The organism is Janthinobacterium sp. GW821-FHT03A03, from assembly GCF_059421435.1.
Window position 1 is genome coordinate 340,643 of record NZ_JBWKUZ010000002.1, and the last position, 24,896, is coordinate 365,538.

Consider the following 24,896-nt stretch of genomic DNA (forward strand, 5'->3'; position numbering starts at 1 on the left):
CCGCACCGGCCGCCCCAGCGTTCTCCCGCCGCTGCACCCAGGACCGGCGCTACGCCGCGCGCCGCATATCGATGGCGAAGGGCAGGTCTTTGCCATCGAAACCCACCTTCCCGGTCACGGCCAGGCGCTGCGCCGATAGTTCCACCAGGCGCAGGTCCGCCACGTCGCGGTATTCCATCATATAGAGACTGCATTCACAGTCCGTATTGCCGGCATCGACGGCCAGCCCGTGCAGGGGCGCGGTATCCGTGCCCGCCACGAGCAAGCCCTGCAAAAGGAATGTGGGCGGATACAGCGCCCACGACCAGGGCGCGTCCTCGTCTTCCGTCAGCCGCATGAACTCGTCGTCGTCGGCCTCGATCCTGATATTGATTTCCAGCATGCCGTCGGCGCGTGCCGACACGCTGATCCGGGATTTCGCGGCATCCACGGCAAAATTGGTGTCGCCGATACTAAATACATGCATTCAACACTACTCCATCGTAACAAGTCAGGACACCGCGGCACGCACGGAAAGTGTTCCCGTCGCGCCCGGCTGGGTCAAGGACATGCACAGCACCCAGCTGTACCTGAGCCGCCCCTCGCGCAAAATGGCGTAAGACGAGGTCGCCATATCGCCCTGCCTGTCCTCGGCTTTCTGCATCACGGTGTAGCCGGTGCTTGCCGGAGGAAGCCACCGTTCAAACTCGCGCTTCAAATCGGCTGGAGCTATCTGTTTCACCACAACGGCGCAGGTTTGCGGCTGCGTGACCACTACCGTAAAGCGGCCGCCTGTTTCCCTCGTGGACCAGGACTTGCCAGGCACATCATCCGGCAGTGCCCGCGCCTCTTTTGACGTCACCTCGACCAGCTTCACACGCCTGACTGCCGTTCCGATCTGCTGCACATCCCCTTGAGAAGGCACGCAAACGCCGAGAAACAACTGCATCGCCAATGTTTCAACGGTTTCAGGCTCTGCCGCGCGGACGCCGCAACTGGCACCCAAGGCGAGCGCCAGCATCGTGCATCCGACGAGTTTTTTCCCGTATTGCCCCTTAACTGCGTCTCTCATTTGTTCCCTCATTTGCGTCATCAAGCCGCACCGGCAAGCAGGCAGGCAAAGCGCTGTGCCAGCATGGTCCATCGTTCCCGGAGACCGGCCTCGGCGTTGAATGCCGAGGCCTTGCAATAGGCCAGCAACTCTTCGCAACGCGTCTTGCTGAGCGAAATATTCCCCGATTCCATACAGGCATCCATGCCGCAACATGCGCCGGCAAGGTACACGTCGAGATAAGCGACGCCACCGCGCTGCAGCAGCTCCTGCGCCAATTCAGCCACCACGCTCCTCACGCACCAGGCTTCCTTCGCCCACTGCGTCTCCGCGCGGTACAGGGCGGCAATCAGCGGCAAGGAGCATGCCTGCGTATTCTCTTCGAAATAATCGCCTATGACGGTGCGAAACGCCATGTTGGCATCGTCGAAATCGGCCCCATGCCTGCCATTCCAGGCAAAGGCAATTTTCGCTTCGGATGAGGGGGTATAGGATGCAACGTAATCCACTGCCAGTGCTGTCATAATCTCAATTCATGCCGATTCAGGCTCTGCCCATTCCCGTGGACTGCTTGCCAGCCAGCGGACATGCGCGGGCAATCCATCAATCGCCCTGCTGTTGCCAAAACGCCTTGCCACCCTTGATATAGATCAAGGCACTGGCAGAACCCTCTTTCGCCACCACGATTCCATCCGTTTTCAGCCTGAGGGATTTTTCATGATAGCTGTGCTGCAACGATCCCTTGTCTTCCACCTGCCACACTTCCAGCCAGGCGAAATCGTCACCGCCGCTGGACAAGGCATGTCCGGCACCGACGATGAGGGGCGCCGTCTTTTGCCTGAACAGGAAAACGATGCCCTCCTTCTTGCTGTCCTTGTTCCTGACGAGCACGGCCAGATCACCCTTGCCATCGCCGTCGAAATCGCCGCGCAGGACGAACGGGTTCATGCGGGCATTGACTTCGACGGGCTCGCGCCTGCCCAGGTTATCGAGCTGTTGCGTCGCCCAGACCGGCAATTGCGCCTGCGGCGGCAAGGCTTGCGCACCGGCCATGCCGGCGGCGCACACCAAGGCGACTGTCACTGCCATGCTTGTGCAATTCATCAGACGGCTCCATCAGGATGAGGAATCGGGGTAGCGCCCGGCGGGTCCGGGCGTGCAGCCAGAATAGCATTATCAGAAAATACTTGCACTATCTCAACAGTGCCCGCACCGCATCGCGACGTGGCGCGGGCGAATAAATTGCTGCCCGTTACAGATCTGCCAGCGACTGGCGGCCTGTGGCGTATTAAAATGGCGCCCCATGACCTCCCCCGCCTCGACCTCCCCCCTGCCCGACAGCGTGCTGCTCCCTTCCCTGGCCGTCCTGGGAGGGCAGATTTCCGTCAATCTGGGGGCGGCGATCGCGAAAAACCTGTTTCCCGTCATCGGCGTCGAGGGCATCACGGCGTACCGGGTGGGGTTTTCGGCGCTGATCCTGCTGGCCATCTTCCGCCCCTGGCGTTACCGGCTGACGCGCAAGGATGTGCTGAATCTGCTCGTCTACGGTTCCGTGCTGGGGCTGATGAATTTATTGATCTACCGGGCGTTTGCGCTCATACCGATCGGCATTGCGGTGGCCATCGAAGTGACGGGGCCGCTGGCCGTAGCCATGCTGTCGTCACGCCGGCCGCGCGATTTGCTGGCGGTGGCGTGCGCCGTGTTTGGCTTGTATCTGCTGCTGCCCCTGCAGGGCAGTCCGGGCAGCCTGGACCCTGTCGGCGTGGCGTATGCGCTGGGGGCGGCGCTGTGCTGGGCCTTGTACATCATCTTCGGCAAGCGCGCCTCGGCCTTGCAGGGCGGGCAAGCCGTGGCCTGGGGCATGACGGTGGCGGCCATGGTGACGGTGCCCGTCGGCGTTGCGTATTCGGGCACGGCCCTGCTGGCGCCATCGATTGCGCTGATGGGCCTGGCCATTGCCATGCTCTCCAGCGCCCTGCCGTATTCGCTGGAAATCTTTGCCCTGCGCCGCTTGCCGCGAGGCGTGTTCGGCATGTTCAGCAGCGCGGCGCCGGCCGTCAGCGCACTGGCGGCCATGGCCGTGCTGGGAGAGCTGCTGAGCCTGACCCAGTGGCTGGCCATCGCCTGCATCGTGTTTGCCTCGGCCATGGCGGCGCTGGGCGCACAGGGCGGCAAGCGCTAGCGGTGTCGAGCCAGTTCCGCTGTGCTGACTGCGCCACGCCCGCGCTTGGCCGCCTGGCATGGTTGCATCACATGGTTGCATCACTAACGGGCAGGTTTGGATGCCCGCCTGTAAAATGCGTCATTGCTTGCCATATCGCGCACTTCCGCCTCACCGATGACATCCACATATCTTTTTCGCCGGTTCTCCCCTCTTGCCGCGGCGGCCCTGCTGCTGGCGCCCGCCGCCATGGTAAATGCGGCCGCTCCCGCCGCCTTGAAAGGCAATGCCGAAGCGGGCAAGGCCGCGTTTCGCAAGTGCGCCTCCTGTCACCAGGTAGGGCCTGCGGCGCGCGGCGGCTTCGGCCCCAAGCTGACGGGGGTGATCGGCCGCAAGGCCGGCGCCACCACCGACTATAAATACTCGGCCGCCATGAAGAACGCGAATCTCGTCTGGACCGAACAAAACCTGGCCAGCTTCCTGCAAGCACCGAGCGACTTCATTCCTGGAAACAACATGCGCTTCTGGGGCATCGGCAATGCGCAGCAAGTGGCCGATCTGCTGGCCTACCTGCGCACGCAGTAATCGCATGAAATAAGCGGATGTAAGCAGCGATAAGCGAATGTAAGCAGCGCGCATGCATGCACGGGCACACGGCATCAAGTCCTGACGCCAGATCAAGCTCCCAGCGCCTGCAGCACGCCCTTGCGCTTCTTGTGCGCCGCCTCATAGTCGCGCAGGCGCCGTAACTGGGCGGCGGAAAGACCGCCCAGCTTGTCGCGGATCTGCGCCACCGTCAAATGCTGGTAGCCGGCAATGGGCAGGTCTGACGCTGGCGCATCCGAGCCTGGGCTGCTGGTATTTTTCCGCTCGGGCACCGCCCGCGTTTCCCCCGCCTGCGCCCTTTGCTTGTTCACGATGCGGGCGGCCACTTCATCCTCGCGGCCCCGATAGCGCCCTTCCTGCCTGAACTCTTTTTCCAGCTTCCTGAATTCGCGCTCGCGCTTGGGACTGGCACCGGCTGGCATGCGCCCTCCCACCTAAGGCTTGGCGGGCAGCTTGCGCACGCACAGATAGATGGAATACAGCGCCGCCAGCCCCACCAGCACGTACACGCCGCGCGACGCCGTCGTCATGGCGCCCAAGATGCGGGCCACGATGTCGATGTCGAACAGGCCCACGAGCGCCCAGTTCAAGCCGCCCACGATCAGCAGGATCATCGAGATCCAGTCGACCACATTCAGGCGCTTTGCCGTCATTTCCTCGTTTGCAGCACCGTCCGATCCTGCCTGGATATTCGCCATGTCAACCTCCTGTGGATAAGAAGAATGACCCGCCGCCGGGTCTGTACAAGAAACAGTGTAGGCGGGCCAACCGTGGGCGCCAGTCGGACGATGCCGGGTATGGAAGTAGGATAACTCTGTAATGCGGTGGGTGATTTTATCCGGCAACACCCCTTGCGCACGCGCGCCCATGCCGGCACGTCCTTGCCCGCTGTGGCCCAAGCTGTTGCTAAACAGGCAGTGACTAATTCCAATATGGAAATATTTATAGATTACTTAGTACCGCACTGCTACACTCATTTCACCCCAGCAACTTCAGGGGCAAGCGCCGCGCCCCGCCGCCGCATGGGGCACGGCCACCATGGGACAACAGCTGAGGGGACATGAATATTTCAAACATACGCATCGGTGTACGGCTGACGACAGGCTTTTTGCTCACTTCGCTTTTGCTGGCTGTGGTCGTCGGCATCAGCACCTGGCAATTGTCGACGGTCAGCGGCGAAATCGACAGCAGCGTGAACCAGCGCTACGCGCGCATCGCGCAATTGCAGGCCACGCGCAACAGTACGCTGGCGCCGTCCGCCCTAAGCGACCTCGACCAGCAGATCGCCGCGCAGTCGGCCCTGATGCGCGCGGCGGCCGGGACGGCCATGGCGCGCGCGCGCGATACGAGCATGCTGATCATCGCGCTGGGCCTCGTCGGCGGCGTGCTGAGCCTGGCGACGGCCTGGTTCATCAGCAGCGGCATCGTGCGGCCCTTGCGGCATGCAGTCAAGGTGGCGCGCAAGGTGGCCGGAGGCGACTTGAGCGAGCATATCCGCGTCGATTCCGGCGATGAAGTGGGGCAATTGCTGCAGGCGCTGAAGGACATGAACACGAGTTTGATCAATATCGTCGGCGAGGTGCGCGGCGGCACGCACGAGATCGCGGGCGCCTCGGGCGAGATCGCCGCCGGCAACCTGGACCTGTCGCAGCGCACGCAGGCGCAAGCGAGTTCGCTGGAACGCACGGCCGCCTCGATGGAAACGCTGACGGGCACCGTCAAGCAAAATGCGGACCACGCGCGGCAAGCCAACCAGCTGGCGCAATCGGCCGCCGACGTGGCCGGCAAAGGGGGTACAGTGGTGGCAGAAGTCATCGATACCATGAGCGCGATCAATGCGTCGTCGAAAAAGATCGTTGACATCATCGGCGTCATCGACGCCATCGCCTTCCAGACAAATATCCTGGCCCTGAACGCGGCCGTGGAAGCGGCGCGGGCCGGGGAACAGGGGCGCGGCTTTGCCGTCGTGGCCGCGGAAGTGCGCACCCTGGCGCAGCGCTCGGCCGGGGCGGCGCGGGAAATCAAGCAGCTGATCGGCGACTCCGTCGAGCGGGTCGACGCGGGCGCGCGCCTGGTCGACACGGCCGGCGCCACCATGCGCGACATCGTGGCCAGCGTGCACCGGGTAACAAATATCATGGGCGAAATCAGCGTGGCCAGCGGCGAGCAATTGTCGGGCATCGAACAAGTCAATGCCGCCATCGTGCAGATGGAGCAGGTGACGCAGCAAAACGCGGCCCTGGTGGAACAGGCGTCGACGGCGGCGGCCAGCATGCAGCAGCGCGCCACCTTGCTGTCGGGCACGGTGGGCATCTTCAAGCTGAGCCGTGATCAGCTTCCCGCCCAAGTGGCGCACGGCATCAGCCTGGTGGCCGTGCAGGCTACCCGGGCGGTTACCGCGCCGGCAAACCGGCCTGCCGCAAGCGTTAGAGCGCGGCGGAAAGCCTGAGTTCCCCCGCCACGGCGGCTCAGTCGGGACTACGCTACAGCCGCTTGTACATGATGGTGGTGGCGTCCAGCCGGTCGCCGGCCGGCGCCAGCGCATAGCCGGGGATGCTGCCCGCCGCCACGTAGCCGAGCGACAGATACAGCGCTTGCGCATGGTCATCGCTGCGCGTGTCCAGGGTCAGCAGGCTGCGCGGCAACAGGCGCGCCTGGTCTTCCAGCACCCGCATCAGCTGGCGCGCGATGCCGTGGCGGCGGTAAGCGGGCGCGACGAGCAGCTTGCGCACTTCGGCCCGGTGCGCCTGGTTGGGGTTGGTATCCCAGTCCAGCTGCACGGCGCCCGCCAGCACCCCTTCCACTTCGGCCACCAGCAGCAGGCGCACGCCGCGCGCCACGGCCGGCAAGACGTTGTCGGTCCAGAATGCCCGGCTGGCCGCCGCGTCAAAGGGCAAGATGAAACCGATGCTGGCGCCGTCGTGCACGCAGGCCTGCAGCAAGGCGCCCAGCTCCGGCAGGCGCTCACGAATATCGGCGGAAGTAAACAGACGCAGCAAGGGTGGCATGGCGGCCTCAGACGAGAAAGAGAACATAGCGGGCGCCGCTGTCCGGCGGCGTGACAAAAGCGCTGGGGCCGTGCAGCTGGTAGCGCAGGCAGTCGCCTGCCAGCAAGTCGTGGGATTTGCCATCGACCGTCACGTTGAGCTTGCCTTCCTGCAGCAGCAGATGGTGTTCCATGCCGGGCCGGGGCGAGGCGGCATACGATATCGTCAAGCCGGCGCCGAGCGTGCATTCGAGCGCTTCGCCGGCCAGGTCGCGCGACGGCGGCGAGACGCAGCGGCGAATAAAACCGGTGTCCGGGTCCGTCCACACGCTTTGCTGTGCCCGCCGCAGCAGGGGCGGGAAATCGTCCTCGACCATGCGCAGCAGGCGCGACATGGCCAGGCCATAGGCCGTACACAGCTTGCCCAGCACGGCTGTCGTCGGGCTGACGTCGCCGTTTTCCAGGCGCGACAGGGTGGCGCGGCTGACCTGGCTCACGTTCGCCAGCTGGTCCAGCGACCAGCCCCGCTCCACGCGCAACTGTTTCAGGCGCGCCGCCAGCCGCTGTTCGGCGTTGTCTTCGTTTGCAATATGATTTTCCATATATGGGAATTTATTCCATATATGGAACACAGTCAAGCCGCGTGCGCCCGCTAGCCGCCCATGCGCGAGGCGTGGCGGCACAGCTCCAGGAAACCGGCCAGGCGCGGCGAGAGGATTTTTTTCGATTGCCGGATCAGATAAAAATTGCGTTCCAGGGGCGGCAGCATGGTGTCCAGCTCCACCAGTTGCCCGCTGGCCAGCAAATCGGCCACGACGACGCGCGACAGGCAGGCGATGCCCAGGCCGGCCGCCGCGCCGTACTTGATGGCTTCCGAATTGCTGAACTCGCCCGCGGGGCGCAGATAGTGCAGGTAGGGCACCAGCGCCTGCTCCACGGCTTCGCGCGTGCCCGAACCCGCCTCGCGCAGCAGCCAGCCCGCCTGGTTCAGCTCGGCAAAGCTGAGCAGGTGGCGCAGCTGCGCCAGCGGGTGCGCGGGCGCGGCCACGATCAGCATCTGGTCCGTCAGCCAGGGTTCCACCAGCAAGCCAGGTTCATGGCACGGCCCTTCGATCAGGCCGATGTCGACGCGAAATGCCGCCACGGCGGCCGCAATGTCGGCCGTGTTGGCGATCGTCACCTGCGGAATGCTGCGCCCGTACTGCTGCGCCGCCTGCGCCAGGATCTGCGGCAATAAATAAATGCCGATGGTCGTGCTGGCGCCGATCTGCAGGCTGACGGGCACGGACGGGTCGGCGCCCGCGAACTGGCGCTCGATGCTGGCGGCCCCGTCGCGCATCTGCCGCGCCTGCGGCAACAGCAGGCGGCCATTGTCGTTGAGCACCAGCCGCTTGCCGACGCGGTCGAACAGCTGCGCGCCCAGCAGGGTTTCCAGTTCGTTCAGGGACGCGCTGGTGGCCGATTGCGACAGCGCAATCTGTTCGGCGGCCGCGCTGGTGCTGCCCGTGTCGGCCACGGCGAGGAAAATCTGCAGTTGCCGCAAGGACAAGGCCATGGTGCTGCGCTCCTTCTTTACCTATTTTTCAGGTTAAACATACAAAAACAATCCGTTTTACCATTTAATAGCCTCACTGTACAGTCATGCCATACGCATAAAAACATGGAGTACGGCATGTCTTCCCTATCGACGACCACGAATACCACGAGTTTTTCCGACCGCTACGGCCGCCTCCTGCCCGGCCTGCTGCTGAGCGGCATCATCGCCTGGGGCGCCATTGCGCTGGGCAAGCTGGCATGGATGCAAAGCCACGGCATGAGCGCGCTGACCCTGGCCATCATGCTGGGCATCGTGCTCGGCAACAGCGTCTACGCGCGCCTGGCGCCCACCTGCGGCGCGGGCGTGGCTTTTTCCAAGCAGACGTTATTGCGACTGGGCATCATCCTGTATGGCTTCCGTTTGACCTTCCAGGATATCGGCCAGGTAGGCCTGGCCGGCATCGCCATCGACGCGCTGGTGCTGGCGTCCACGTTCGGCCTGGCCATGTTCCTCGGCACCAGGGTGTTCAAGCTGGAGCGCAACAGCGCCATCCTGATCGGCGCCGGCAGCTCGATCTGCGGCGCGGCGGCCGTGATGGCGACGGAACCCGTCGTCAAAGGCCGCAGCGAGGACGTCACCGTGGCCGTCTCGACCGTCGTGGTGTTCGGCACCATCGCCATCTTCCTGTATCCCTTGCTGTACCGGTGGAACCTGGACTGGCATGTGCTGGGCGCCACGCCCACGGCGTTCGGCGTGTACATCGGTTCTACCGTGCATGAAGTGGCGCAGGTGGTGGCGGCCGGCAAGTCGATCGGCCAGGAAGCGGCGAACGCGGCCGTGATCACCAAGATGGTACGCGTGATGATGCTGGCACCGTTCCTCGTCATCCTGTCGGCCGTGCTGGCGCGCGGCAAGAGCAAGGCGGGCGGCAACGGCAAGGCGGCCAAACTGGCCATCCCCTGGTTTGCCTTCATTTTTATTGCCGTGGTGGCGTTCAACTCGCTGGGCTGGCTGGCCAGCCCCGTCGTGGCCGCCGTCAACGACATCGACACGGCCCTGCTGGCCATGGCCATGGCGGCCCTGGGACTGACGACGCATATGTCGGCCATCCGCCGCGCCGGCATCAAGCCCCTGCTGCTGGCCGGCCTGCTGTTCTGCTGGCTGATCGCCGGCGGCGCCGCCATCAACCATGTGGTGGCCAGCCTGTTCGCATGAACACGATGAACCGCTTGATCTGGCACAAGCCCGGGCAAATACTGCTTGCAAGCACACAATGAACCGCTACAATAAAACAACCACGGTTCATCAACGGGTCACCATGAGGACATCGGCGACAGACTATGCAGAATCGGGCGCGGAGCACGGCGCCTTGCGCAGCGGCGCCGCCGCCCGGCTGGCCGGCGTGCCGGTGGAAACCCTGCGCGTCTGGGAACGCCGCTACGGCATTGCCGCCACGCAGCGCTCGGCCAGCGGCCAGCGCCTGTATTCCGCCAGCCAGGTACGCCGGCTGGGGCTGATCAAGCAACTGGTCGACCTGGGCCACAACGTGGGCATGCTGGCCCACTTGCCGCAAGACAGCCTGCAACAGCTGCTGGCGCCGCCCGACGCCGTTTCCGCGCCCCTCCTGCCGCGCCCGCTGCGCCTGGCCCTCGTCGGCACGACCTTGCCGATGCGCATGTCCAGCGACTTGCGCGGCACGGCCAGCATGCCCGCCTGCGACGTGGTGCGCGTCTGCGACAGCCTGGCCGAGGCGCCGCAAGCCTTGCTGGGCGCGCGCGCCGACATCATCATGCTGGAAATTGCCGAACTGGGCGACGACGCCCTGCCGCCGATCCGCGCGGCCAGCGTGGCGGGCGCCGCGCGCGCCATTGTCGTGCTGTATCACTTCGGCGCCAGCGCCACCATCGCCCGCCTGCGCGCCGAGAATTGCCTGCTGGCGCGCGAACCGGCCGCACCGGCCGACATCCTGCGCATGTGCGCCGGCGCGCTGGCCGGCGCCAGCCCGGCGGCCGCGCACGCCGCCACGCCGCTGCCGCCCGTGCCGCCCTGCCGTTTCGACGCCCAGGCGCTGGCCGCCATCACGGCCGCCACGCCCACCGTGGCCTGCGAATGTCCGCGCCACCTGGCCGAGATCCTGCTGATGGTGGGCAGTTTCGAGCGCTACAGCCTGCACTGCGCCACGCGCCACCCGGACGACGCCCTGCTGCACGAGGAACTGGCGCATGCCACGGGCCAGGCGCGCGCCATGCTGGAGGCGGCCATGGACCGGCTGGCGCGCGCCGAAGGACTGCCGCTGCCGGCGGGCGCGCATGGATAGGGCGCGCCACATCGCCGTCGTCGGCGCCGGCATCGCCGGCCTGTCCTGCGCCAGCGCCTTGCAGCATGCGGGCGTGCAAGTGACCGTCTTCGACGCGGCCGGCACGGCGGCGGGCCGCATGGCCACGCGGCGCGCCGATGACTGGCAGTGCGACCACGGCGCCCAGTATTTCACGGCCCGCTCGGCCACCTTCCGAGCGGAAGTGGCGCGCTGGCAATTGGCCGGCGTGGCCGCCCTGTGGACGCCGCGCCTGTGCCTGCTGGCGGCCGACGGCAGCGCGCACGCGCCGGCCGGCGTCATCGAACGCTTCGTCGGCATGCCGCGCATGAGCGCGCCCGCGAAATGGCTGGCCAGCGGCCTGCCGTTGCAGTTGCAAACCTGCGTCACCGGCCTGCAGCGCGGCGCGGACGGCTGGCAACTGCAAACGCGGGAGCTGGGCCTGCTGGACCAGGTCTACGACGCCGTCGTGCTGGCCATCCCCGCGCCGCAGGCCCTGCCCCTGCTGCAGGCGCATGCCCCGCACCTGGCCAGCCTGGCGGCCGGCGCCACCATGCAGCCGTGCTGGGCCGTCATGGCCCGCCATGCGCAGCCGCTGCAGCTGCCCTTCGACGCGGCCTTCATCAACCACGGCCCGCTGCGCTGGATCGCCCGCAACAACAGCAAGCCGGGACGCAGCGGCCAGGAAAGCTGGCTGCTGCACGCCCAGCCCGACTGGAGCGCGGCGCATCTGGACATGCCCGGGGAACAGGTGGCGCAGGCGCTGCTGCACGCCTTCGCCCGGCTCGGCGCGCCGGCGCCGCAGGCGTGGAACGCCCACTGCTGGCAGCATGCGGCCACGGCCGGGGGCAAGGATGCGCTGTTTGCCTGGCATGGCCGCGCGCGCCTGGGCCTGTGCGGCGACTGGCTGCAGGGCGGCACCGTGGAAGGCGCCTGGCTCAGCGGCCGCGCCCTCGCCGCCCACCTGCTGGTGGCGGCCGAGGCGGCGGCGCTGGTGGCGGGTCTGGCGGACGACGCCGCCGCGCTGCCGGTGCCGGCCTGAGCCTGCCGCAAGGCCGGCCGGCGCGCAGGCGCAAAACTTCGTACAATAAGCGTGTTTTGCCTTTTCAAACCGGCCACGGCCCCATCCAGGAACATCCATGCATCTCTCGAACTGGCTGCTTTTCTGCAGCGTCGCTCTGCTCGTCACGTTTTCGCCCGGCCCCGCCGTCCTGCTGGCCATTTCGAATGCCATCGCCGTCGGCCCGCGGCGCGCGATGATCAGCAGCATGGGCAACGGTTTTGGCCTGTTCATCATTTCCGGCGTGGCCATGGCCGGCATGGGCGTGGTGCTGGCCACCTCGGCCACCGCCTTCATGCTGCTGAAACTGGCCGGCGCCCTCTATCTCGTGTACCTGGGCGTCAAGCAATGGCGCAGCAAGACCAGCATCGTGGCCGACGCGCCCGTGCTGCAAGGGGCCGCGAATCCGAATTCCTTCTGGAAACTCTTCCGCCAGGGCTTGACGGTGGCGCTGACGAACCCGAAAGCCATCCTGTTCTTTTCGGCCCTGTTCCCGCAATTCATCACGCCGGGCGAACCCGTGGCCATCCAGTTCACCGTGCTGACGACCTCGTTTGTCGCCTGCGCCATGCTGGCCCATCTGTTCTACGCCAACCTGGCGCGTTTGCTGAAAAGCCAGCTGGCCGCGCCGGGCCGGGCCAAACTGTTCAACCGCATCTCGGGCGGCGCCTTCGTGCTGCTGGGCCTGAGCCTGCTGCGCCTGCGCGCCAAGGCCGCGTAACGTCACTGCGCTGACAGAAACGCCTCGATGCTGGCCGCCAGGGCCAGCGGCGTTTCATTCATCGGATAGTGTCCCGCGTTGGCCAGCACCTGCAGCCGGGCCTGCGGGTACCACGCCAGATACGTGCGGCGCATCAGGGCCGCATCGAAACGGGGGTCGTGCTCGCCCACCAGCGCCAGCAAGGGCAGTTTCGGCGCCGCCCGCATCACTTCGCCGCTGAAATCCGTGCCGCTCCACGCCAGGAAACTGGCGGCGAACGCGGCCTGATCCGAACTTTCCCACGAGTATTGCGCCTTCCAGTCCAGCCAGGCCGCGGGCAAGCGCCCGCCCGTGCTGCGGGCGATGATGGCGCGGCGCGCCGCCACGCTGCCGCTGGCGTCGAGAAACAGTTGCCGCGCCGCCCCGTCGAAAGCCACGCCGCAGCTGGGAACGGGCGCCACGGCCACCAGCTTGCGCAAGCGCAAAGGCGCCAGCAAGGCCAGCTTTTCCAGCGCCATGCCGCCCATGGAGTGGCCGACCACGCTGAAAGTGGCCAAGCCCAGCGCATCGGCCAGCGCCAGCGCGTCGCGGGCCACTTCGTCCATCGAGTAATCGCCCTGCGCGCCGCGCATGCCGCCGTAGCCGCGGTTGTCCATGAAGACGTAGCTGAAGGCGGCGCCATCGAGGGCCGTTTCCATCGGCGCGAACGCCTGCGCGTCGCCAAACCAGCCGTGCAGGACGATGACGGCGTGGGGACCATGGCCCACGCGGTGACAGGTATTGTGCATATGCATCCTTGAATGAGGGAAAGCCTGCATGGTAGCGATGCAGGCAACGGCCCGCCTTCGATGCCAGGTCAAATACTGTAGAGTACGGGCCATGGATGATTTTTATACGGAAGTGCCGCGCGCACTGATCGCCACCGCGCGCGATTACGCGGCCGGCGAGCTGTTTCCCGAGCATCAACATGCGCGTGGGCAATTTGCCTATGCGGCGCGGGGCGCCATCAGCGTGCACACGCCGCAGGGCAGCTGGCTGGTGCCGCCGCAGCGCGCCTGCTGGGTACCGGCACAGCTGTCGCACGGCATGCGCATGCACGGGGGCGTGGCCATGCACAATGTGTTTATCGACGATGCCGCCATTGCCCGCAGCCGCTTGCCGCCCCATTGCCAGGTGCTTGAGGTGTCGCCGCTGCTGCGCCAGCTGCTGGCCGAAGCGGTGACCGTGGACGCCTTGTATGCGGCAGCGTCGCGCGCCGGACGATTGATGGCCCTGCTGCTCGACGAGATCGCCGCTGCCAGGCCCTTGCCCCTGAGCGCGCCGCTGCCGCAGGACGCACGGCTGGCGCGCCTGTGCATGGAATTGCTGCGGCAGCCAAGCCTGGACAGCGGCCTGGACGCGATGGCGGCGCGGGCCGGCATGAGCCGGCGCACCTTTACGCGGCTGTTCCGCGCCCAGACGGGCCTGGGATTCGCCCAATGGCGCCAGCAAGCGTGCCTGCTGGCCGCCATCGCACGCCTGGCCGACGGCCAGGCCGTCACGCGCATCGCCCTCGACCTCGGCTACGCCAGCCCCAGCGCTTTTACAGCGGCCTTCCGCCGCATGCTGGGCCGGGCGCCCAGCGCGTATTTAGGTCAAGATACGCTGCCTTAGAGCGCCCACCAAACCTCCTGCTTGCCATGATAATAACAACACCTTACACTAACGCATTCCGACCGCCCACTATCGAGTACTGACCCGCATTCGAACATAGTAAAAGCGGTCCTTTTGTCGATCCTTTGAAAGCCAGCATGCAAAATCGCAACCATCTTCTTTCTGCAGTGCTACTTCTGATCACGTCCCTCCTGAGCGGGTGCGCAACCACAGGTAGTGATGGCGTAGTGGAAATCGGCCCGAACCTCTATATGATTGGCGGACTCGGAAAATTTACCGATTTTTCAAGCAGCGGCGTGAAGGCCCGCATGTTCCAAGAAGGTAATAAATTTTGTGCGACCAAAGGGAAACAAATCGAAGCTGTTGGCAGCACTGGGAAGGACTCTGGCTACGGGACTTATGCTTCTGCCGAAGTGCAATTCCGGTGTATTTAATGCAAGAGCCTGCACTACCTTATCAAACAGGCTACAAACTCCGTCCAGATGAGCAACATGCCGATCGAGCATTGCTACTTAGCAAGGGATCTCGGCAGAGATCGCACGCTACAGCCTTGAGTCACGCAAGAGGCCTGGCCTATTGCACTGAGACGGAAACGAACCGGTCAATTTTTCAGGCTGCCCCTCCGCCATGAACGAAGGGCGTATACTGATCAAGCGCTGCTTGTTCTCGCCTGCCCCCCCCCATATCTGCTTGACGCACGTCACCATATTCAGCCAGTCGCTCTCAAGCTAATAGCGTGGCGATACGGCGCGCCAGCGCCTGCGCCAGTTTCTGCACGTGGTAGCCGTCGACGAAGCCGTGGTGGGCCTGCACGGAAAACGGCACCGACATGCGGCCATCGTCCTGCGCGGAGCCGAATTTGCCCCAGGTAAAGGTCGGGATGTCGGCGTCGCGGTGGCGGCAGATCGGGTGCTCGATTGCCGCCAGCTCCAGCCATGGCAGGCAGGTGATGAAGATATTGTTGCGCTGCTCGCGTTCGGTCTCGCCCTCGCCCGTATTGATCAGCGCGCAGCTCGCTTCGGCGATACGCTTCGCTTCCAGGCTGCGTTCGATGAAGAGATCGAGCTGGTCCGTCATGGCGAAACGCGTGTAATTGAGGTTTTCGTCACCATTGATGACGGTGTAGGAAGCGGGAAAGTCGTCGATCCTGATCACCTCGTCCTCGTAGATGCGGTACATGAAGTTGTCGATCGCCCTCACCGTGTTCAACAGACAGAACAGGAAGAAGTGGAACACGGGAATGTGTCGTTCCTTGCACCAGGGCCGGAAATCCGGCACGTCGAGCATGAAATTGATGTTGACGAGGGGATTGTCAAACGCGCGGAACAAATCGTAGCGGTCGCGCCGCTTCGCAAAATTTTTCATGCGGCGAGCGTAGACGATGGAAGTGCTGGCGGGCAAGTCACGCCATAGGCGCATGAAACGTTTTTTTGGTATTCGTCATTCGACAGTAAATGTGTTTTCATTTTTTATCTGCAGTTGGCCGCCGACCGGGATAGCCCGGTCGCCAGCCTCCCTGTATCGGGAAGCATGTTGCGCCGGATTGTTAGCAGGCCTGATTGATCTCGTCGTCCAGCATATTGGCGAACAGGTCGAAACTCAGGATACCCGTGCCGATGCACGAAAACACTGTCGTGCCCGTCGCATCCTTGATCGTCAGTTTCTCGGTCCAGTCATTCTGATTCATGCACTTCAGACTGGCGCCAGGCCAGGTGACGCCGTCCACATGCAAGCCCTGCGCCGACAAAGCCAGTTCCTGTGTCTTCACATTCAGGAAGTTACCGAACAAGCGCTTCTTGTACACGTCGCCACTGCTGATGTAGCGAAAACTCACGCGCTCGCCGTCTGCAAGCTTTTGCTTTAATACGGGCATGCGGTATTCCAGGTAACGGGAACGAAACGCGTCCATGAACTCGTCAAAGCGCTTGAGTTCTCCGGTAGCCCATATCCAGGGCTGGTCGGCGCCCGTGCGGTAGGCAAAGTTATTGATCATGCCGGCCATGGCAGTGGAGCCGCCGGCAAACAGATACAGGTCTTCGATATCGGCAAAGGCAGCGTAGCTGCGAATGCCGTCCAATTCATGCACCACACCGTCTTCATGCAATTCAAAACGGCTTTTCCGCCGCTTGAGCATTACCGCGCGCATGACCAGCACCAGCACGGCGAGCAGCAATAGAAAAGCCGCTGAACCATAAAGAATAGTCAAATTGCTGTGCGTGCCCAGGCTGGCGCCATTACGCAATGTCATGGCCTGCGTATCGGTCAGTGTTTTCTGAGGTATGGTCGTGCTCAGGTACAAGACAAAACCTGCCACTGCCGCCAGGATCGCCGCAAATACCGCAAAGAGCATCGGTACCGTCTTGCCATGAAAATATACAGCGAGTGCTTTATTGGTTTGCGGGATACTAAAATTGCCCATGTAATCTTCCTGTTAAATGATAGAGAGTTTTAAAAACCCGGATGCCGATATATATTCGGGCCGGATTGTCTCCTATCTATTGCAGGAATGGCCACACGCACGCACATTCAATACTGATGCACTCCAATAATGACCCTGATTATTGGCCGGCTACCGTGAAGATCTGGCATTTCAGAATCTCCCGGGCCGCCTCGGCCACGCCTTCTTCCAGCTCGGCAGCCGTTGGCGCGAGGGCGAAGCGCTGCAATTGCCCGTCCACCGCGGCAGCCAGCCCGGAGGAATGGCGCACGATGCCCAGCAGAACAATGTACTTCCACTGTTCATCGTCGCTGGCCAGCACCGTTTTGACATAGGGAGCCAGGCGCGGACCGATGCCGGCCAGGTAAGGCAGGAGGATGGCGGCCACGGGCCAGTTGGCGTCCTGCACCCACTCGAGGATCCGCGGCATGGCGGGACGCAGCTCTTCCCAGCGCAAGGCGGTCAGGGCTTGCGCGTTCTGCGTATCGTGCTTGTCGCGCGGCAATGGCAGACTCATGCGAGGCGTCCCGTCATGCGGCGCCACCGCGCGCCAGGCCCCGCTGCACCTGCCACGCCAGCGGCAAGGTCAGCAGCAATACGGCCGCCAGCGCCAGCAAGGCCGTGGGCACGCTGGTATGGTCGCCCAGCGCGCCGAACAGCACGGGCGCCAGCGCCCCGCCGCCGATGGTGCCCGTGTAGAACAGGGCGAACGCATGCTCGCGCTTGCCCGGTTCGGCCAGTTCCGGCACGACGCCGTACAGCACGGACGAGGTGCCGTTCAGCGCCAGCCCCAGCAGGGGCAGCATGGCCATGACGCCGGCCAGCGGCAGCCACAGGGCCGCGACGATCAGCAGCGAGGTCATCGATTCCGTCAGCCACACGGTTTTCATCATGCCGATGCGCGCGCCCAGGTAGCCGCACAGCAGCTTGCCGAAGGCGCCGCCCACGAACAGCAGGGATAAGGCCACGCCGATGCCGGCCGTGCCTGCACCCTTGCTTTTCAGCAAGAACGGCAGGAAGGTGAGAAAACCCATGCGCACGGCGCTGTCCAGGGTGCCCGTGGCCAGCAGCGCGCGAAAACTCCCTTTCGAGCCGCTGCCGGCGATGGTCTTGCCCGCCTTTTTGGTCCCGGTTTGCAGTTCGCCGGGTTTCGGCAGCAGCCACCACAGCAAGCCGGCGGCCGCCAGGCCCAGCAGCCCCAGCAGGGAAACGCCCGTTTGCCAGCTGCACGCGAGCAGCAGCAAGCCCATCAGCGCGGGTATCAGGGTCTTGCCGATATCGCCGGCGAAATTATATTGCGACAAGGCCTCCTTCACGCCGCCGCCCGCTTCGTGCGTGTCCGTGACGATGGACGAGGCCAGCGGATGCTGGGTGCTGGCGCCCAGGCCGCCCAGCAGCAAGGCGATCAGCAGCACGGCCAGGCCGCCCGCCTGCCCCGCGACCAGGTAGGCGACGCCGGCCAGCGCCGTGCCGCCCACCAGCATGCGTTCGCGCCCCCAGCGCTTCGCCATGCGGCTGGCCAGCAGCTGGAAACCGGCCATCATGCCCGAATACGAGCCGCGCAACAGGCCCACCATGGCATAGCTGATGGCAAACTGCGCCTGCCAGATGGGCAGCAGCACGTAGATGACATCCGTCAAGCCGTCATGCACGGCATGCGCGCTGCAGGCGGCAAACAGCGAGCGGCGGCGGATGGCTTTGTCGGATGGCTTGGCTTCGGAGGACAGGGCGGCGGCGGACGGTTCGGTCATGACTGTGCATGCAGGAAATCAGGAGGCGACCAGCTTACTACAAATTGCAAATTAGCATCTTTGCCGCCCGCCACTTCCGTGCCAGCCCCGCCATGGTCGTCCCTGCGTGTTGTTGCGCTACAAATTACGCTGCGCGGGCGCCATGCCATGGTATAACTATGTGCAATTGCCATCAAAAGCGGTGCGACCATGACGTCCTCCAGCGACACCTCAGGCCCATCAGGGAAAAATGCCGGCTGCAGCCAATGCCGGCAAGCGGCGCCGCTGGGCTTCGATTTCACCTTTGCCTATCAGCCCATCGTCGAACTGTCCACGCGCTCGATCTTTGGCCATGAAGCCCTGGTGCGCGGCCCCAACGGCGAATCCGCTTACTCGGTCTTGTCCCAGGTCAATGACGAAAACCGCTATGTCTTCGACCAGGCTTGCCGCGTGCGCGCCATCGAGGGCGCGGCCCTGCTGGGCATCGGGGAATATCTGTCCATCAACTTTCTGCCGAACGCCGTGTACCGCCCCGACGCTTGCATTCAGGCAACTTTAGCCGCCGCGCGCGAGCACAACTTTCCCATCCGCCACATTATCTTCGAGGTCACCGAGGGCGAAGAAGTGCGCGACCGCCCCCACCTCGTCAACATCTTCCATGAGTACCGGCGCTTCGGTTTCCAGACGGCCATCGACGATTTCGGCGCCGGCTACGCGGGACTGACCCTGCTGTCCGAGTATCAGCCGCACATCATCAAGATCGACATGGAACTGGTGCGCGGCGTCGAGGCAAGCGCGCCGAAACAGGCCATCGTCAAGGGCATCATCGGTATTTGCAGCGAACTCGGCATTCAAGTCCTGGCCGAGGGCATCGAAACGGCCGCCGAACGCGATTGCCTGCGGGTGATGGGCATCGACCTGATGCAGGGATATTTATTTTGCAAGCCGGCGCTGATGGCCATAGGCAAGATCGATCCCGCAGCGTGGTGAGCGGCAGCCACCACGCCCGGGCCTGCCCGGCTGCTTACTTGCCCATCGCATCCTTCTTCATGTCATCCTTCTTCATCGCGTCTTTCGCCATGGCGTCTTTTGCCATGCCATCCTTGGCCATGTGATCCTTTTTCATGTGTTTCTTCGGCATCGGCTTGTGCATGCCGTCCTTGCCCATGGCGTCCTTGTGCATGGCGTCGGCCGAGGCGTCCTTGGCCATGGCGTCTTTCTGCATGGCGTCCTGGGCAAAGGCGGCGCCCGACATGAGGATGGCGGAAGCGAGGATGGCGGCGAAGGTGGTAATGGTGGTTTTCATGATATGTCCTTGTCTCTGGGTTAAATGGGCAAGATTGCCCGGTGGTAAAGCTATTGCTGTGCTACAGGGTGCTGCTTGCTGCCGAATAGAAGGAAGGCCGGGAGGTGGTCAGGGCCAGGCGCATTGCCGCAGGCAGTACGACTGGTACGACAAGGCAATGCAACGCCGCCCTGGCCGGCTCCCCGGCCTTCCTAGGAGCCGCCGAACCAGTTATATCCCTGATTCTCCCAATACCCTCCCGGGTAGGTGTTCGTGACGAAAATGGCCTGGATGTGCTTGGGGTTCTTGTAGCCCAGCTTGGTCGGCATGCGCAGCTTCATCGGGTAACCGTATTTCGGCGGCAATTCCTTGCCGTCGTAGGTCAGGGCCATGATGGTTTGCGGGTGCAGGGCCGTGGCCATGTCGATGCTCGTAAAATAATCGTCGGCGCACCGGAAGCCGATGTATCTGGCCGTCGTGTCGGCGCCCACCCGCTTGAGGAAATGGGAAAACGGCACGCCGCCCCACTTGCCGATGGCGCTCCAGCCTTCCACGCAGATGTGGCGCGTCACCTGCGTTTGCTGCGGCAGGGCGCGCAGCTGCGGCAGGGTCCACGGCTTTTTGTCGGCGATCAGGCCGCTCAGTTCCAGGCGCCAGGCCTCGCCATCGACCTGTTCCACTTCATCCTCGCCGTAATAGGCATTGAAGGGAAACGGCCGCGTGATCATGGAGTCCGGGTAAGTCGGCGCCAGTTTATTCGGGTCGAACAGCCAGCCCTGCACCCGGTCGTTCATGCGCGACACGGCCATCAAGGCTGTCTCGATGGCGGACGGGTCGCTGGCGTTGCAGCCCGTCAGCAAGGACAGGCCGCCCAGGCTCAGGCTGCGCTGCAGGAACAGACGCCGCGACGGCTGCTTGATCTGGCGCAAGGCGTCGGCCAGCATGGCCTGTCCCTGTTCTTGCACGATGATGGTTTTTTTCATGCTCATCTCCTTAGCGGCCGCGCAGCATGGCGACCAGGGTGCGCGGCACCAGCGCCACCATCAGCAGGTGCACGCCGACAAAACCCGTCAGCAGCGTCATGGCGATGAAGTGGACCCTGCGCGCGCTCTCGTAGCCGCCCAGCAGCTCGCGCAAGATAGGAAACTGCACGGATTTCCACAGCACCAGGCCGGACAGCACCAGCACGATGCAATCCAGCATGACGAACAGGTAGGCGGCGCGCTGCACCATGTTGTAGCGGCGCGGGTCCGCATGGGCCAGCTTGCCCTTCAGCGCGGCGACGAAATCGGCCAGCAGCGCTCGCGGCGAGAGGGGAAAGAACTGGCGCCGCAGCCGTCCCGAGACGATATTGATGACCAGATACAGCAGCCCATTGCCCACCAGCAGCCACATGGCGGCGAAATGCCATTGCAGGGCGCCGCCCAGCCAGCCGCCCAGGGTCAGCGCGCGCGGCAGCTCGAAGGGGAAGAATGGCGCCGCGTTGTAGATGCGCCAGCCGCTGGTGGCCAGCACCACCACGGCGATGGCGTTGAGCCAGTGCGTCAGGCGCAGCCAGGCCGGATGGATCACGTTCATTTGCCCGTTCATCACATGACTCCCTTCGCGCACGATGCCGTGCTGACGGCTTGCAGGATGGCGCTGCTGTCGGCCCGCTGCACGAAGGCGACGATTTGCAGGTTTTCCGGGCGCCAGCTGGCCGGCAGCTGGACTTCGCGGCGCAGGCGGGCGCGGCCTTGCACCAGCGCAAGCGGCCCCAGCCACAGGCGCACGGCCGCATCGTGACGCAGGGTGGCGCCCCGGTTTTCGCCGCGCAGCACGGTCGAGACGATGGCGCTTTCGCTGACGGCCACATACAGCTGGCCGCCCGTGTGCGCGTCCGGCGCGCTGGCATCGGCTTGCAGCAGCAGCTTGCCACCCGGCCCCGGCATGGCGGACAGGCCAATGGTGACGGGCGCGGCGGTCGCGTTGATGCGGCCGATGGCCGCCGGCAGCTGCGCCTGCCAGTCCCGCAATTCCATGCCGCCGACGAAAAACTGCGGCGTGTAGGCCGTATGACGCCGCTGGCGGCGCAGCAACTCGGCCTGGCGCGCGTCGAATTGCGGCTGCGCCAGCGGGTCCGCCCAGCCGTTCTGGTCCCAGTAGGTGACGTGCAGGGCCAGCGGCACGACCAGGCTGTCCGCCCCCGCCTGCTGGCGCAAGGCGTTCAGGCGCCGGTCGGCGGGCGGGCAGCTGGAGCAGCCTTCGCTGCTGTACAGCTCTACCAGCGCCGCCGTCCGCGCACCGCTGTTGACGTCGCAGCGCCGGCCGGCCGCCAGCTGCGCGGCGCTCGGCCCCGCCGCGGCCAGGGCGGGAAGTAGAAGGATTGCCAGGCGGTGCTTGATGTCCATGGTCTTTCACCGGTATATTGATATGAGAAACGTGCTTGCCTGTCAATTCGCCGCGTTGGACGGATTGGTTACAGCCGCCGGCAAAATAAGTGAGATTTATTTTTTTCAACGCCTGTCACCAAAGGCCCGCATGCAACGAATACCTGTCAGTAAGCAGTTGCATGGCGCGGAATTGCGGCTGCATGGCCTGCTGCTGCGCGGACTCGATGGCGATGCGCAGGCTTACCGTAATTTCCTACAAGCAACCAGTGCCCATCTGCGCGCCTTCTTGCGGCGCCGCCTGCAGCGCTGGCCGGACGAGGTGGAAGACCTGGTGCAGGAATGTTTATTAGCCATCCATAACCAGCGACTGACGTATGACACGCGCGTGCCGCTGACGTCGTGGATCCATGCGATCGCGCGCTACAAATTGATCGACTGGCTGCGCCGGCACGGGCGGCGCGAGGCGCAGCACCAGCCGTATGACGAAGAAGATAGCGCGCAGCAACTGTTTTCCAGCGCCGATGCCGAGGCGGCCGAGGCCAGCCGCGACCTGGGCAGGCTGCTGGCCACCTTGCCGGCGCAGCAGCGCGATGCCATCGTGCATACCAAGCTCGACGGCTGGTCCGTGCGCGACACGGCGGCCGCCATGGATATTTCGGAAGCCAGCGTCAAGGTGGCCGTGCATCGCGGCCTGAAGGCACTGGCGGCCCATTTAAGGACTGAAGGAATTGCATCATGAAAACCGATGACTTGATCGCCATGCTGGCCAGCGGCCCCGACGTGGCCGCCGCGCCGCCGCCCGGCGCCCGCTGGCGCGCCGCGTCCACCCTGGGCGCCGGCCTGCTGGCCAGCGTGACCCTGATGGCCATGCTGCTGGGCGTGCGCCCCAACCTGGACCAGCTGGCGCAGCTGCCCGACTTCTGGATCAAGGTGGGCTTTGTCGCCTGCATCTGCCTGGCGGCCTGGCAGGCGAGCAGCCGCCTGTGCCTGCCGGGCGCCGCTACCCGCGCCCTGCCCCTGCTGGTCGCCATGCCCCTGCTGCTGATGTGGACCCTGGGCGCCATCGTCATGCAGGAAGCCCCGCCCGGGCAGCGCGCCGAACTGTTCTGGGGCGCCACCTGGCGCAGCTGCCCGCTGCTGATCGCCATGCTGTCCTTGCCCATCCTGGCCGCCGTCCTGCGCTGCATGCGCGAACTGGCGCCCACGCGCTTGCGCCTGGCGGGCGCCGCCGCCGGTTTTGCCGCCGGCGGCGGCGCCGCCCTCGTCTACTGCCTGCACTGCCCGGAGCTGGCCGCCAGCTTCGTCGGCTTCTGGTACGTGCTGGGCATGCTGGTGCCCACGGCCATCGGCGCGGCCATCGGCCCGAAAGTGCTGGCCTGGTAAGGCAATGACATCCTTTTCGAGGCAGTGAATCCGTTTTCTTCCCCCGTGCGTATAAGCCAGGCAGCCTGCAGTTTCTTGGACTTGCCTGTCAACGCAAACACAAAATCGGGAGAATCGAAATGTCTTTGTCACGCTCGAAAACCGCACTGGGCGCCGCACTCCTGGGCAACCTGCTCGCCGTTTCCTTCACTTTGGCCATCGCGCCGGCCGCCCACGCGTCCAGCCACCGCGAAGCGCCGTTCATCACGCAAAACCCCAAAGTCGACGCCACCGACTTCTATATGTTCCGCAGCTACGAGGCGGGCCGCGGCGCCTACACCACCATGGTGGCCGACTACGTGCCGCTGCAGGACGCCTATGGCGGCCCGAATTACTTCACCATGGACCCCAACGCCCTGTACGAAATCCACATCGACAACAACGGCGACGGCAAGGAAGACCTCACCTTCCAGTTCCGCTTTGCCAACACCATCAAGGATGACCAGTTCACCGTGGGCGGCAAGAAAGTCTCGATTCCGCTCGTCATCAATGGCGGCGCCATCGATTCCGTCAATCCGCCGGGCCTGAACGTGCGCGAAACGTATACCGTGACGGTGGTGCGGGGCGACCGCCGCGGCGGCACGAGGAGCAGCGTGACCAACGCCAGCGGCGGCGGCACGACGTTCGACAAGCCCGTCGACAATATCGGCAACAAGGCCATCCCCAATTACGCCGCGTATGCCGCGCAGCACGTCTACACGGTCAACATCCCCGGCTGCGCCGCGCCGGCGCGCCTGTTCGTCGGCCAGCGCAAGGACCCCTTCGTGGTGAACCTGGGCGAAACGTTCGACTTGATCAACATCAAGGCGCCCGCCACGGAATTCGCCGCCAATGCGGAGTCCGCCGCCAGGGATGACCTGGCGCGCAAGAACGTCACGGCCATCGAGATGGAAGTGCCGACCGCCTGCCTGACGGCCGGCAGCGACCCTGTCATCGGCGGCTGGACCACGGCCAGCCTGCGCCAGGGACGTTTGCTGAACCCGGCGCCGGGCGCCATTCCCGCATCGAAGGAAGGCGGCGCGTGGGTGCAGGTGTCGCGCCTGGGCATGCCGCTGGTCAATGAACTGGTCATCGGCCTGAAGGACAAGGACCGCTTCAACGCCAGCAAGCCGGCCGGCGACGCGCAATTTGCCGACTATGTGAAAAATCCCACCGTGCCGGCCCTGGTGGAAGTGCTGTTCGGCTCGGCAGGCGCCAAGGCGCCCACCAACTTCCCCCGCAACGACCTCGTGGCCGCCTTCTTGACCGGCATCAAGGGCGTGAACCAGCCGGCGACGGTCGTCGCCTCGGAAATGCTGCGCCTGAACACCTCGATCGCGCCCACTGCCCCGGGATCGCAAAAGCGCCTGGGCGTCATCGACGGCGACAACGCGGGCTTTCCGAACGGCCGCCGCCCCGGCGACGACGTGGTCGACGTGGTGCTGCGCGTGGCCATGGGCAAGCTGTGCACCTTGAACATCGGCTGCGCCCCGTCCGACGCCCCGGCCGGCGGCCTGCACTTCACGGACGGCGCCTTCGTCGATGAAACCTACTTCACGGCGGGTTTCCCCTACCTGAAAACCCCCATTGCCGGTTCGCCGCAACTGTAAGCCAACGAGGAGAA

General features: G+C 64.7%; 31 protein-coding genes. 13 read left to right on the forward strand and 18 right to left on the reverse strand.

Translation table 11 applies throughout. The annotated features are described in order from the left end of the window. Positions 1 to 49 precede the first annotated feature (49 nt). From AC07VI_RS08135 to AC07VI_RS08150, 4 genes are all read right to left on the reverse strand, one after another. Positions 50 to 466, reverse strand: a complete 417-nt coding sequence (locus AC07VI_RS08135; protein WP_099374387.1) for a hypothetical protein — start codon at positions 464 to 466, stop codon at positions 50 to 52. Between the two features lie 24 nt (positions 467 to 490). Further along, entirely contained in the window at positions 491 to 1,051 is a 561-nt protein-coding gene (locus AC07VI_RS08140) for an NMCC_0638 family (lipo)protein (protein ID WP_492994352.1), read from the reverse strand. Positions 1,052 to 1,071: 20 nt separating this feature from the next. Further along, complete coding sequence (locus tag AC07VI_RS08145; protein ID WP_086144454.1) at positions 1,072 to 1,554, reverse strand: hypothetical protein; 483 nt, start codon at positions 1,552 to 1,554, stop codon at positions 1,072 to 1,074. A 79-nt stretch (positions 1,555 to 1,633) separates the two neighbouring features. Beyond that, the gene (locus AC07VI_RS08150; protein ID WP_086144453.1) at positions 1,634 to 2,119 is read right to left on the reverse strand and encodes a hypothetical protein; all 486 of its coding nucleotides are present in this window, start codon (positions 2,117 to 2,119) and stop codon (positions 1,634 to 1,636) included. A 214-nt stretch (positions 2,120 to 2,333) separates the two neighbouring features. Here AC07VI_RS08150 and AC07VI_RS08155 point away from each other — a divergent pair, with 214 nt between their 5' ends. Both AC07VI_RS08155 and AC07VI_RS08160 read left to right on the forward strand, forming a co-directional pair. After that, positions 2,334 to 3,212, forward strand: coding sequence for an EamA family transporter (locus tag AC07VI_RS08155; protein ID WP_172404676.1), 879 nt, complete (start codon positions 2,334 to 2,336; stop codon positions 3,210 to 3,212). 156 nt (positions 3,213 to 3,368) lie between these two features. Then, positions 3,369 to 3,776 (forward strand): c-type cytochrome, encoded by a 408-nt coding sequence (locus AC07VI_RS08160; RefSeq protein ID WP_086144452.1) that lies wholly within the window; start codon positions 3,369 to 3,371, stop codon positions 3,774 to 3,776. A 92-nt stretch (positions 3,777 to 3,868) separates the two neighbouring features. Here the strand turns inward: AC07VI_RS08160 and AC07VI_RS08165 are convergent, their stop codons facing one another. Next, on the reverse strand, positions 3,869 to 4,219 hold the full coding sequence (locus tag AC07VI_RS08165) for a hypothetical protein (protein ID WP_086144451.1): 351 nt from the start codon (positions 4,217 to 4,219) through the stop codon (positions 3,869 to 3,871). 12 nt (positions 4,220 to 4,231) lie between these two features. Continuing rightward, positions 4,232 to 4,495, reverse strand: a complete 264-nt coding sequence (locus AC07VI_RS08170) for a DUF378 domain-containing protein (protein WP_212592353.1) — start codon at positions 4,493 to 4,495, stop codon at positions 4,232 to 4,234. Between the two features lie 362 nt (positions 4,496 to 4,857). Between AC07VI_RS08170 and AC07VI_RS08175 the strand changes: the two genes are divergently transcribed. Further along, positions 4,858 to 6,246 (forward strand): methyl-accepting chemotaxis protein, encoded by a 1,389-nt coding sequence (locus AC07VI_RS08175; RefSeq protein WP_492994356.1) that lies wholly within the window; start codon positions 4,858 to 4,860, stop codon positions 6,244 to 6,246. Between the two features lie 34 nt (positions 6,247 to 6,280). On the opposite strand, the gene AC07VI_RS08180 is transcribed toward AC07VI_RS08175, so the two are convergent. From AC07VI_RS08180 to AC07VI_RS08190, 3 genes are read right to left on the reverse strand one after another with little or no spacing between them, the layout of a single operon-like run. After that, positions 6,281 to 6,805 carry a GNAT family N-acetyltransferase gene (locus AC07VI_RS08180; protein WP_086144449.1) on the reverse strand — a complete coding sequence of 175 codons (525 nt, stop codon included), beginning with the start codon at positions 6,803 to 6,805 and terminating at the stop codon, positions 6,281 to 6,283. 7 nt (positions 6,806 to 6,812) lie between these two features. After that, positions 6,813 to 7,385, reverse strand: coding sequence for a helix-turn-helix domain-containing protein (locus tag AC07VI_RS08185; RefSeq protein ID WP_086144448.1), 573 nt, complete (start codon positions 7,383 to 7,385; stop codon positions 6,813 to 6,815). A gap of 50 nt (positions 7,386 to 7,435) precedes the next feature. Further along, positions 7,436 to 8,338, reverse strand: coding sequence for a LysR family transcriptional regulator (locus tag AC07VI_RS08190; RefSeq protein WP_086144447.1), 903 nt, complete (start codon positions 8,336 to 8,338; stop codon positions 7,436 to 7,438). 117 nt (positions 8,339 to 8,455) lie between these two features. On the opposite strand from AC07VI_RS08190, the gene AC07VI_RS08195 reads away from it, so the two are divergent. The 4 genes from AC07VI_RS08195 to AC07VI_RS08210 all read left to right on the forward strand — a co-directional run bounded on the left by AC07VI_RS08195 (position 8,456) and on the right by AC07VI_RS08210 (position 12,415). Further along, the gene (locus tag AC07VI_RS08195) at positions 8,456 to 9,535 is read left to right on the forward strand and encodes a YeiH family protein (RefSeq protein WP_226935680.1); all 1,080 of its coding nucleotides are present in this window, start codon (positions 8,456 to 8,458) and stop codon (positions 9,533 to 9,535) included. 103 nt (positions 9,536 to 9,638) lie between these two features. Continuing rightward, complete coding sequence (locus tag AC07VI_RS08200; RefSeq protein WP_099374384.1) at positions 9,639 to 10,637, forward strand: MerR family transcriptional regulator; 999 nt, start codon at positions 9,639 to 9,641, stop codon at positions 10,635 to 10,637. After that, on the forward strand, positions 10,630 to 11,676 hold the full coding sequence (locus tag AC07VI_RS08205; RefSeq protein ID WP_492994360.1) for an NAD(P)/FAD-dependent oxidoreductase: 1,047 nt from the start codon (positions 10,630 to 10,632) through the stop codon (positions 11,674 to 11,676). The genes AC07VI_RS08200 and AC07VI_RS08205 overlap by 8 nt, the downstream gene beginning before the upstream one ends. A gap of 97 nt (positions 11,677 to 11,773) precedes the next feature. After that, a complete protein-coding gene (locus AC07VI_RS08210; RefSeq protein ID WP_099420840.1) occupies positions 11,774 to 12,415 on the forward strand; it encodes a LysE family translocator in 642 nt (213 codons plus the stop codon). Between the two features lie 2 nt (positions 12,416 to 12,417). Here AC07VI_RS08210 and AC07VI_RS08215 read toward each other — a convergent pair whose 3' ends face one another. Further along, the gene (locus AC07VI_RS08215) at positions 12,418 to 13,182 is read right to left on the reverse strand and encodes an alpha/beta fold hydrolase (protein ID WP_492994362.1); all 765 of its coding nucleotides are present in this window, start codon (positions 13,180 to 13,182) and stop codon (positions 12,418 to 12,420) included. Between the two features lie 91 nt (positions 13,183 to 13,273). On the opposite strand from AC07VI_RS08215, the gene AC07VI_RS08220 reads away from it, so the two are divergent. Together AC07VI_RS08220 and AC07VI_RS08225 are read left to right on the forward strand one after the other, a co-directional pair. Beyond that, the gene (locus tag AC07VI_RS08220) at positions 13,274 to 14,047 is read left to right on the forward strand and encodes an AraC family transcriptional regulator (RefSeq protein ID WP_492994364.1); all 774 of its coding nucleotides are present in this window, start codon (positions 13,274 to 13,276) and stop codon (positions 14,045 to 14,047) included. A 137-nt stretch (positions 14,048 to 14,184) separates the two neighbouring features. Further along, positions 14,185 to 14,481: a hypothetical protein gene (locus AC07VI_RS08225; RefSeq protein ID WP_143450629.1), complete on the forward strand. Its 297-nt coding sequence runs from the start codon at positions 14,185 to 14,187 to the stop codon at positions 14,479 to 14,481. A gap of 289 nt (positions 14,482 to 14,770) precedes the next feature. Here the strand turns inward: AC07VI_RS08225 and AC07VI_RS08230 are convergent, their stop codons facing one another. The 4 genes from AC07VI_RS08230 to AC07VI_RS08245 form a co-directional block, all read right to left on the reverse strand. Beyond that, a complete protein-coding gene (locus AC07VI_RS08230) occupies positions 14,771 to 15,466 on the reverse strand; it encodes a CatA-like O-acetyltransferase (RefSeq protein WP_492994366.1) in 696 nt (231 codons plus the stop codon). Positions 15,467 to 15,593: 127 nt separating this feature from the next. Then, entirely contained in the window at positions 15,594 to 16,466 is an 873-nt protein-coding gene (locus AC07VI_RS08235; RefSeq protein ID WP_492994368.1) for a hypothetical protein, read from the reverse strand. Between the two features lie 139 nt (positions 16,467 to 16,605). Then, positions 16,606 to 17,001 (reverse strand): DUF5071 domain-containing protein, encoded by a 396-nt coding sequence (locus AC07VI_RS08240; RefSeq protein ID WP_492994370.1) that lies wholly within the window; start codon positions 16,999 to 17,001, stop codon positions 16,606 to 16,608. 13 nt (positions 17,002 to 17,014) lie between these two features. After that, positions 17,015 to 18,235 (reverse strand): MFS transporter, encoded by a 1,221-nt coding sequence (locus tag AC07VI_RS08245; protein ID WP_086145360.1) that lies wholly within the window; start codon positions 18,233 to 18,235, stop codon positions 17,015 to 17,017. A 189-nt stretch (positions 18,236 to 18,424) separates the two neighbouring features. Here AC07VI_RS08245 and AC07VI_RS08250 point away from each other — a divergent pair, with 189 nt between their 5' ends. Next, positions 18,425 to 19,204 (forward strand): EAL domain-containing protein, encoded by a 780-nt coding sequence (locus AC07VI_RS08250; RefSeq protein WP_492994371.1) that lies wholly within the window; start codon positions 18,425 to 18,427, stop codon positions 19,202 to 19,204. A 34-nt stretch (positions 19,205 to 19,238) separates the two neighbouring features. Here the strand turns inward: AC07VI_RS08250 and AC07VI_RS08255 are convergent, their stop codons facing one another. From AC07VI_RS08255 to AC07VI_RS08270, 4 genes are all read right to left on the reverse strand, one after another. After that, positions 19,239 to 19,520 carry a pentapeptide MXKDX repeat protein gene (locus AC07VI_RS08255; protein WP_492994372.1) on the reverse strand — a complete coding sequence of 94 codons (282 nt, stop codon included), beginning with the start codon at positions 19,518 to 19,520 and terminating at the stop codon, positions 19,239 to 19,241. 191 nt (positions 19,521 to 19,711) lie between these two features. Further along, positions 19,712 to 20,488: a molybdopterin-dependent oxidoreductase gene (locus AC07VI_RS08260; protein WP_492994374.1), complete on the reverse strand. Its 777-nt coding sequence runs from the start codon at positions 20,486 to 20,488 to the stop codon at positions 19,712 to 19,714. Positions 20,489 to 20,492: 4 nt separating this feature from the next. Continuing rightward, positions 20,493 to 21,089 carry a cytochrome b/b6 domain-containing protein gene (locus tag AC07VI_RS08265; protein WP_492994376.1) on the reverse strand — a complete coding sequence of 199 codons (597 nt, stop codon included), beginning with the start codon at positions 21,087 to 21,089 and terminating at the stop codon, positions 20,493 to 20,495. After that, positions 21,089 to 21,889 carry a DUF1223 domain-containing protein gene (locus AC07VI_RS08270; protein ID WP_492994378.1) on the reverse strand — a complete coding sequence of 267 codons (801 nt, stop codon included), beginning with the start codon at positions 21,887 to 21,889 and terminating at the stop codon, positions 21,089 to 21,091. The genes AC07VI_RS08265 and AC07VI_RS08270 overlap by 1 nt, the downstream gene beginning before the upstream one ends. A gap of 130 nt (positions 21,890 to 22,019) precedes the next feature. Here AC07VI_RS08270 and AC07VI_RS08275 point away from each other — a divergent pair, with 130 nt between their 5' ends. From AC07VI_RS08275 to AC07VI_RS08285, 3 genes are all read left to right on the forward strand, one after another. Further along, on the forward strand, positions 22,020 to 22,610 hold the full coding sequence (locus tag AC07VI_RS08275) for a sigma-70 family RNA polymerase sigma factor (RefSeq protein ID WP_492994380.1): 591 nt from the start codon (positions 22,020 to 22,022) through the stop codon (positions 22,608 to 22,610). Continuing rightward, entirely contained in the window at positions 22,607 to 23,254 is a 648-nt protein-coding gene (locus AC07VI_RS08280; protein ID WP_099374380.1) for an NrsF family protein, read from the forward strand. Before AC07VI_RS08275 ends, AC07VI_RS08280 begins: the two co-directional genes overlap by 4 nt. A gap of 119 nt (positions 23,255 to 23,373) precedes the next feature. Further along, entirely contained in the window at positions 23,374 to 24,882 is a 1,509-nt protein-coding gene (locus AC07VI_RS08285; protein ID WP_492994382.1) for a DUF4331 domain-containing protein, read from the forward strand. The last annotated feature ends 14 nt before the right edge of the window (positions 24,883 to 24,896 follow it).

Excerpts from the sequence above, each read along its gene's own strand:
- AC07VI_RS08135 (WP_099374387.1), bottom strand. The coding sequence starts at position 466 with ATGCATGTATTTAGTATCGGCGACACCAATTTTGCCGTGGATGCCGCG.
- AC07VI_RS08140 (WP_492994352.1), bottom strand. The coding sequence starts at position 1,051 with ATGAGAGACGCAGTTAAGGGGCAATACGGGAAAAAACTCGTCGGATGC.
- AC07VI_RS08145 (WP_086144454.1), bottom strand. The coding sequence starts at position 1,554 with ATGACAGCACTGGCAGTGGATTACGTTGCATCCTATACCCCCTCATCC.
- AC07VI_RS08150 (WP_086144453.1), bottom strand. The coding sequence starts at position 2,119 with ATGGCAGTGACAGTCGCCTTGGTGTGCGCCGCCGGCATGGCCGGTGCG.
- AC07VI_RS08155 (WP_172404676.1), top strand. The coding sequence starts at position 2,334 with ATGACCTCCCCCGCCTCGACCTCCCCCCTGCCCGACAGCGTGCTGCTC.
- AC07VI_RS08160 (WP_086144452.1), top strand. The coding sequence starts at position 3,369 with ATGACATCCACATATCTTTTTCGCCGGTTCTCCCCTCTTGCCGCGGCG.
- AC07VI_RS08165 (WP_086144451.1), bottom strand. The coding sequence starts at position 4,219 with ATGCCAGCCGGTGCCAGTCCCAAGCGCGAGCGCGAATTCAGGAAGCTG.
- AC07VI_RS08170 (WP_212592353.1), bottom strand. The coding sequence starts at position 4,495 with ATGGCGAATATCCAGGCAGGATCGGACGGTGCTGCAAACGAGGAAATG.
- AC07VI_RS08175 (WP_492994356.1), top strand. The coding sequence starts at position 4,858 with ATGAATATTTCAAACATACGCATCGGTGTACGGCTGACGACAGGCTTT.
- AC07VI_RS08180 (WP_086144449.1), bottom strand. The coding sequence starts at position 6,805 with ATGCCACCCTTGCTGCGTCTGTTTACTTCCGCCGATATTCGTGAGCGC.
- AC07VI_RS08185 (WP_086144448.1), bottom strand. The coding sequence starts at position 7,385 with ATGGAAAATCATATTGCAAACGAAGACAACGCCGAACAGCGGCTGGCG.
- AC07VI_RS08190 (WP_086144447.1), bottom strand. The coding sequence starts at position 8,338 with ATGGCCTTGTCCTTGCGGCAACTGCAGATTTTCCTCGCCGTGGCCGAC.
- AC07VI_RS08195 (WP_226935680.1), top strand. The coding sequence starts at position 8,456 with ATGTCTTCCCTATCGACGACCACGAATACCACGAGTTTTTCCGACCGC.
- AC07VI_RS08200 (WP_099374384.1), top strand. The coding sequence starts at position 9,639 with ATGAGGACATCGGCGACAGACTATGCAGAATCGGGCGCGGAGCACGGC.
- AC07VI_RS08205 (WP_492994360.1), top strand. The coding sequence starts at position 10,630 with ATGGATAGGGCGCGCCACATCGCCGTCGTCGGCGCCGGCATCGCCGGC.
- AC07VI_RS08210 (WP_099420840.1), top strand. The coding sequence starts at position 11,774 with ATGCATCTCTCGAACTGGCTGCTTTTCTGCAGCGTCGCTCTGCTCGTC.
- AC07VI_RS08215 (WP_492994362.1), bottom strand. The coding sequence starts at position 13,182 with ATGCACAATACCTGTCACCGCGTGGGCCATGGTCCCCACGCCGTCATC.
- AC07VI_RS08220 (WP_492994364.1), top strand. The coding sequence starts at position 13,274 with ATGGATGATTTTTATACGGAAGTGCCGCGCGCACTGATCGCCACCGCG.
- AC07VI_RS08225 (WP_143450629.1), top strand. The coding sequence starts at position 14,185 with ATGCAAAATCGCAACCATCTTCTTTCTGCAGTGCTACTTCTGATCACG.
- AC07VI_RS08230 (WP_492994366.1), bottom strand. The coding sequence starts at position 15,466 with ATGCGCCTATGGCGTGACTTGCCCGCCAGCACTTCCATCGTCTACGCT.
- AC07VI_RS08235 (WP_492994368.1), bottom strand. The coding sequence starts at position 16,466 with ATGGGCAATTTTAGTATCCCGCAAACCAATAAAGCACTCGCTGTATAT.
- AC07VI_RS08240 (WP_492994370.1), bottom strand. The coding sequence starts at position 17,001 with ATGAGTCTGCCATTGCCGCGCGACAAGCACGATACGCAGAACGCGCAA.
- AC07VI_RS08245 (WP_086145360.1), bottom strand. The coding sequence starts at position 18,235 with ATGACCGAACCGTCCGCCGCCGCCCTGTCCTCCGAAGCCAAGCCATCC.
- AC07VI_RS08250 (WP_492994371.1), top strand. The coding sequence starts at position 18,425 with ATGACGTCCTCCAGCGACACCTCAGGCCCATCAGGGAAAAATGCCGGC.
- AC07VI_RS08255 (WP_492994372.1), bottom strand. The coding sequence starts at position 19,520 with ATGAAAACCACCATTACCACCTTCGCCGCCATCCTCGCTTCCGCCATC.
- AC07VI_RS08260 (WP_492994374.1), bottom strand. The coding sequence starts at position 20,488 with ATGAGCATGAAAAAAACCATCATCGTGCAAGAACAGGGACAGGCCATG.
- AC07VI_RS08265 (WP_492994376.1), bottom strand. The coding sequence starts at position 21,089 with ATGAACGGGCAAATGAACGTGATCCATCCGGCCTGGCTGCGCCTGACG.
- AC07VI_RS08270 (WP_492994378.1), bottom strand. The coding sequence starts at position 21,889 with ATGGACATCAAGCACCGCCTGGCAATCCTTCTACTTCCCGCCCTGGCC.
- AC07VI_RS08275 (WP_492994380.1), top strand. The coding sequence starts at position 22,020 with ATGCAACGAATACCTGTCAGTAAGCAGTTGCATGGCGCGGAATTGCGG.
- AC07VI_RS08280 (WP_099374380.1), top strand. The coding sequence starts at position 22,607 with ATGAAAACCGATGACTTGATCGCCATGCTGGCCAGCGGCCCCGACGTG.
- AC07VI_RS08285 (WP_492994382.1), top strand. The coding sequence starts at position 23,374 with ATGTCTTTGTCACGCTCGAAAACCGCACTGGGCGCCGCACTCCTGGGC.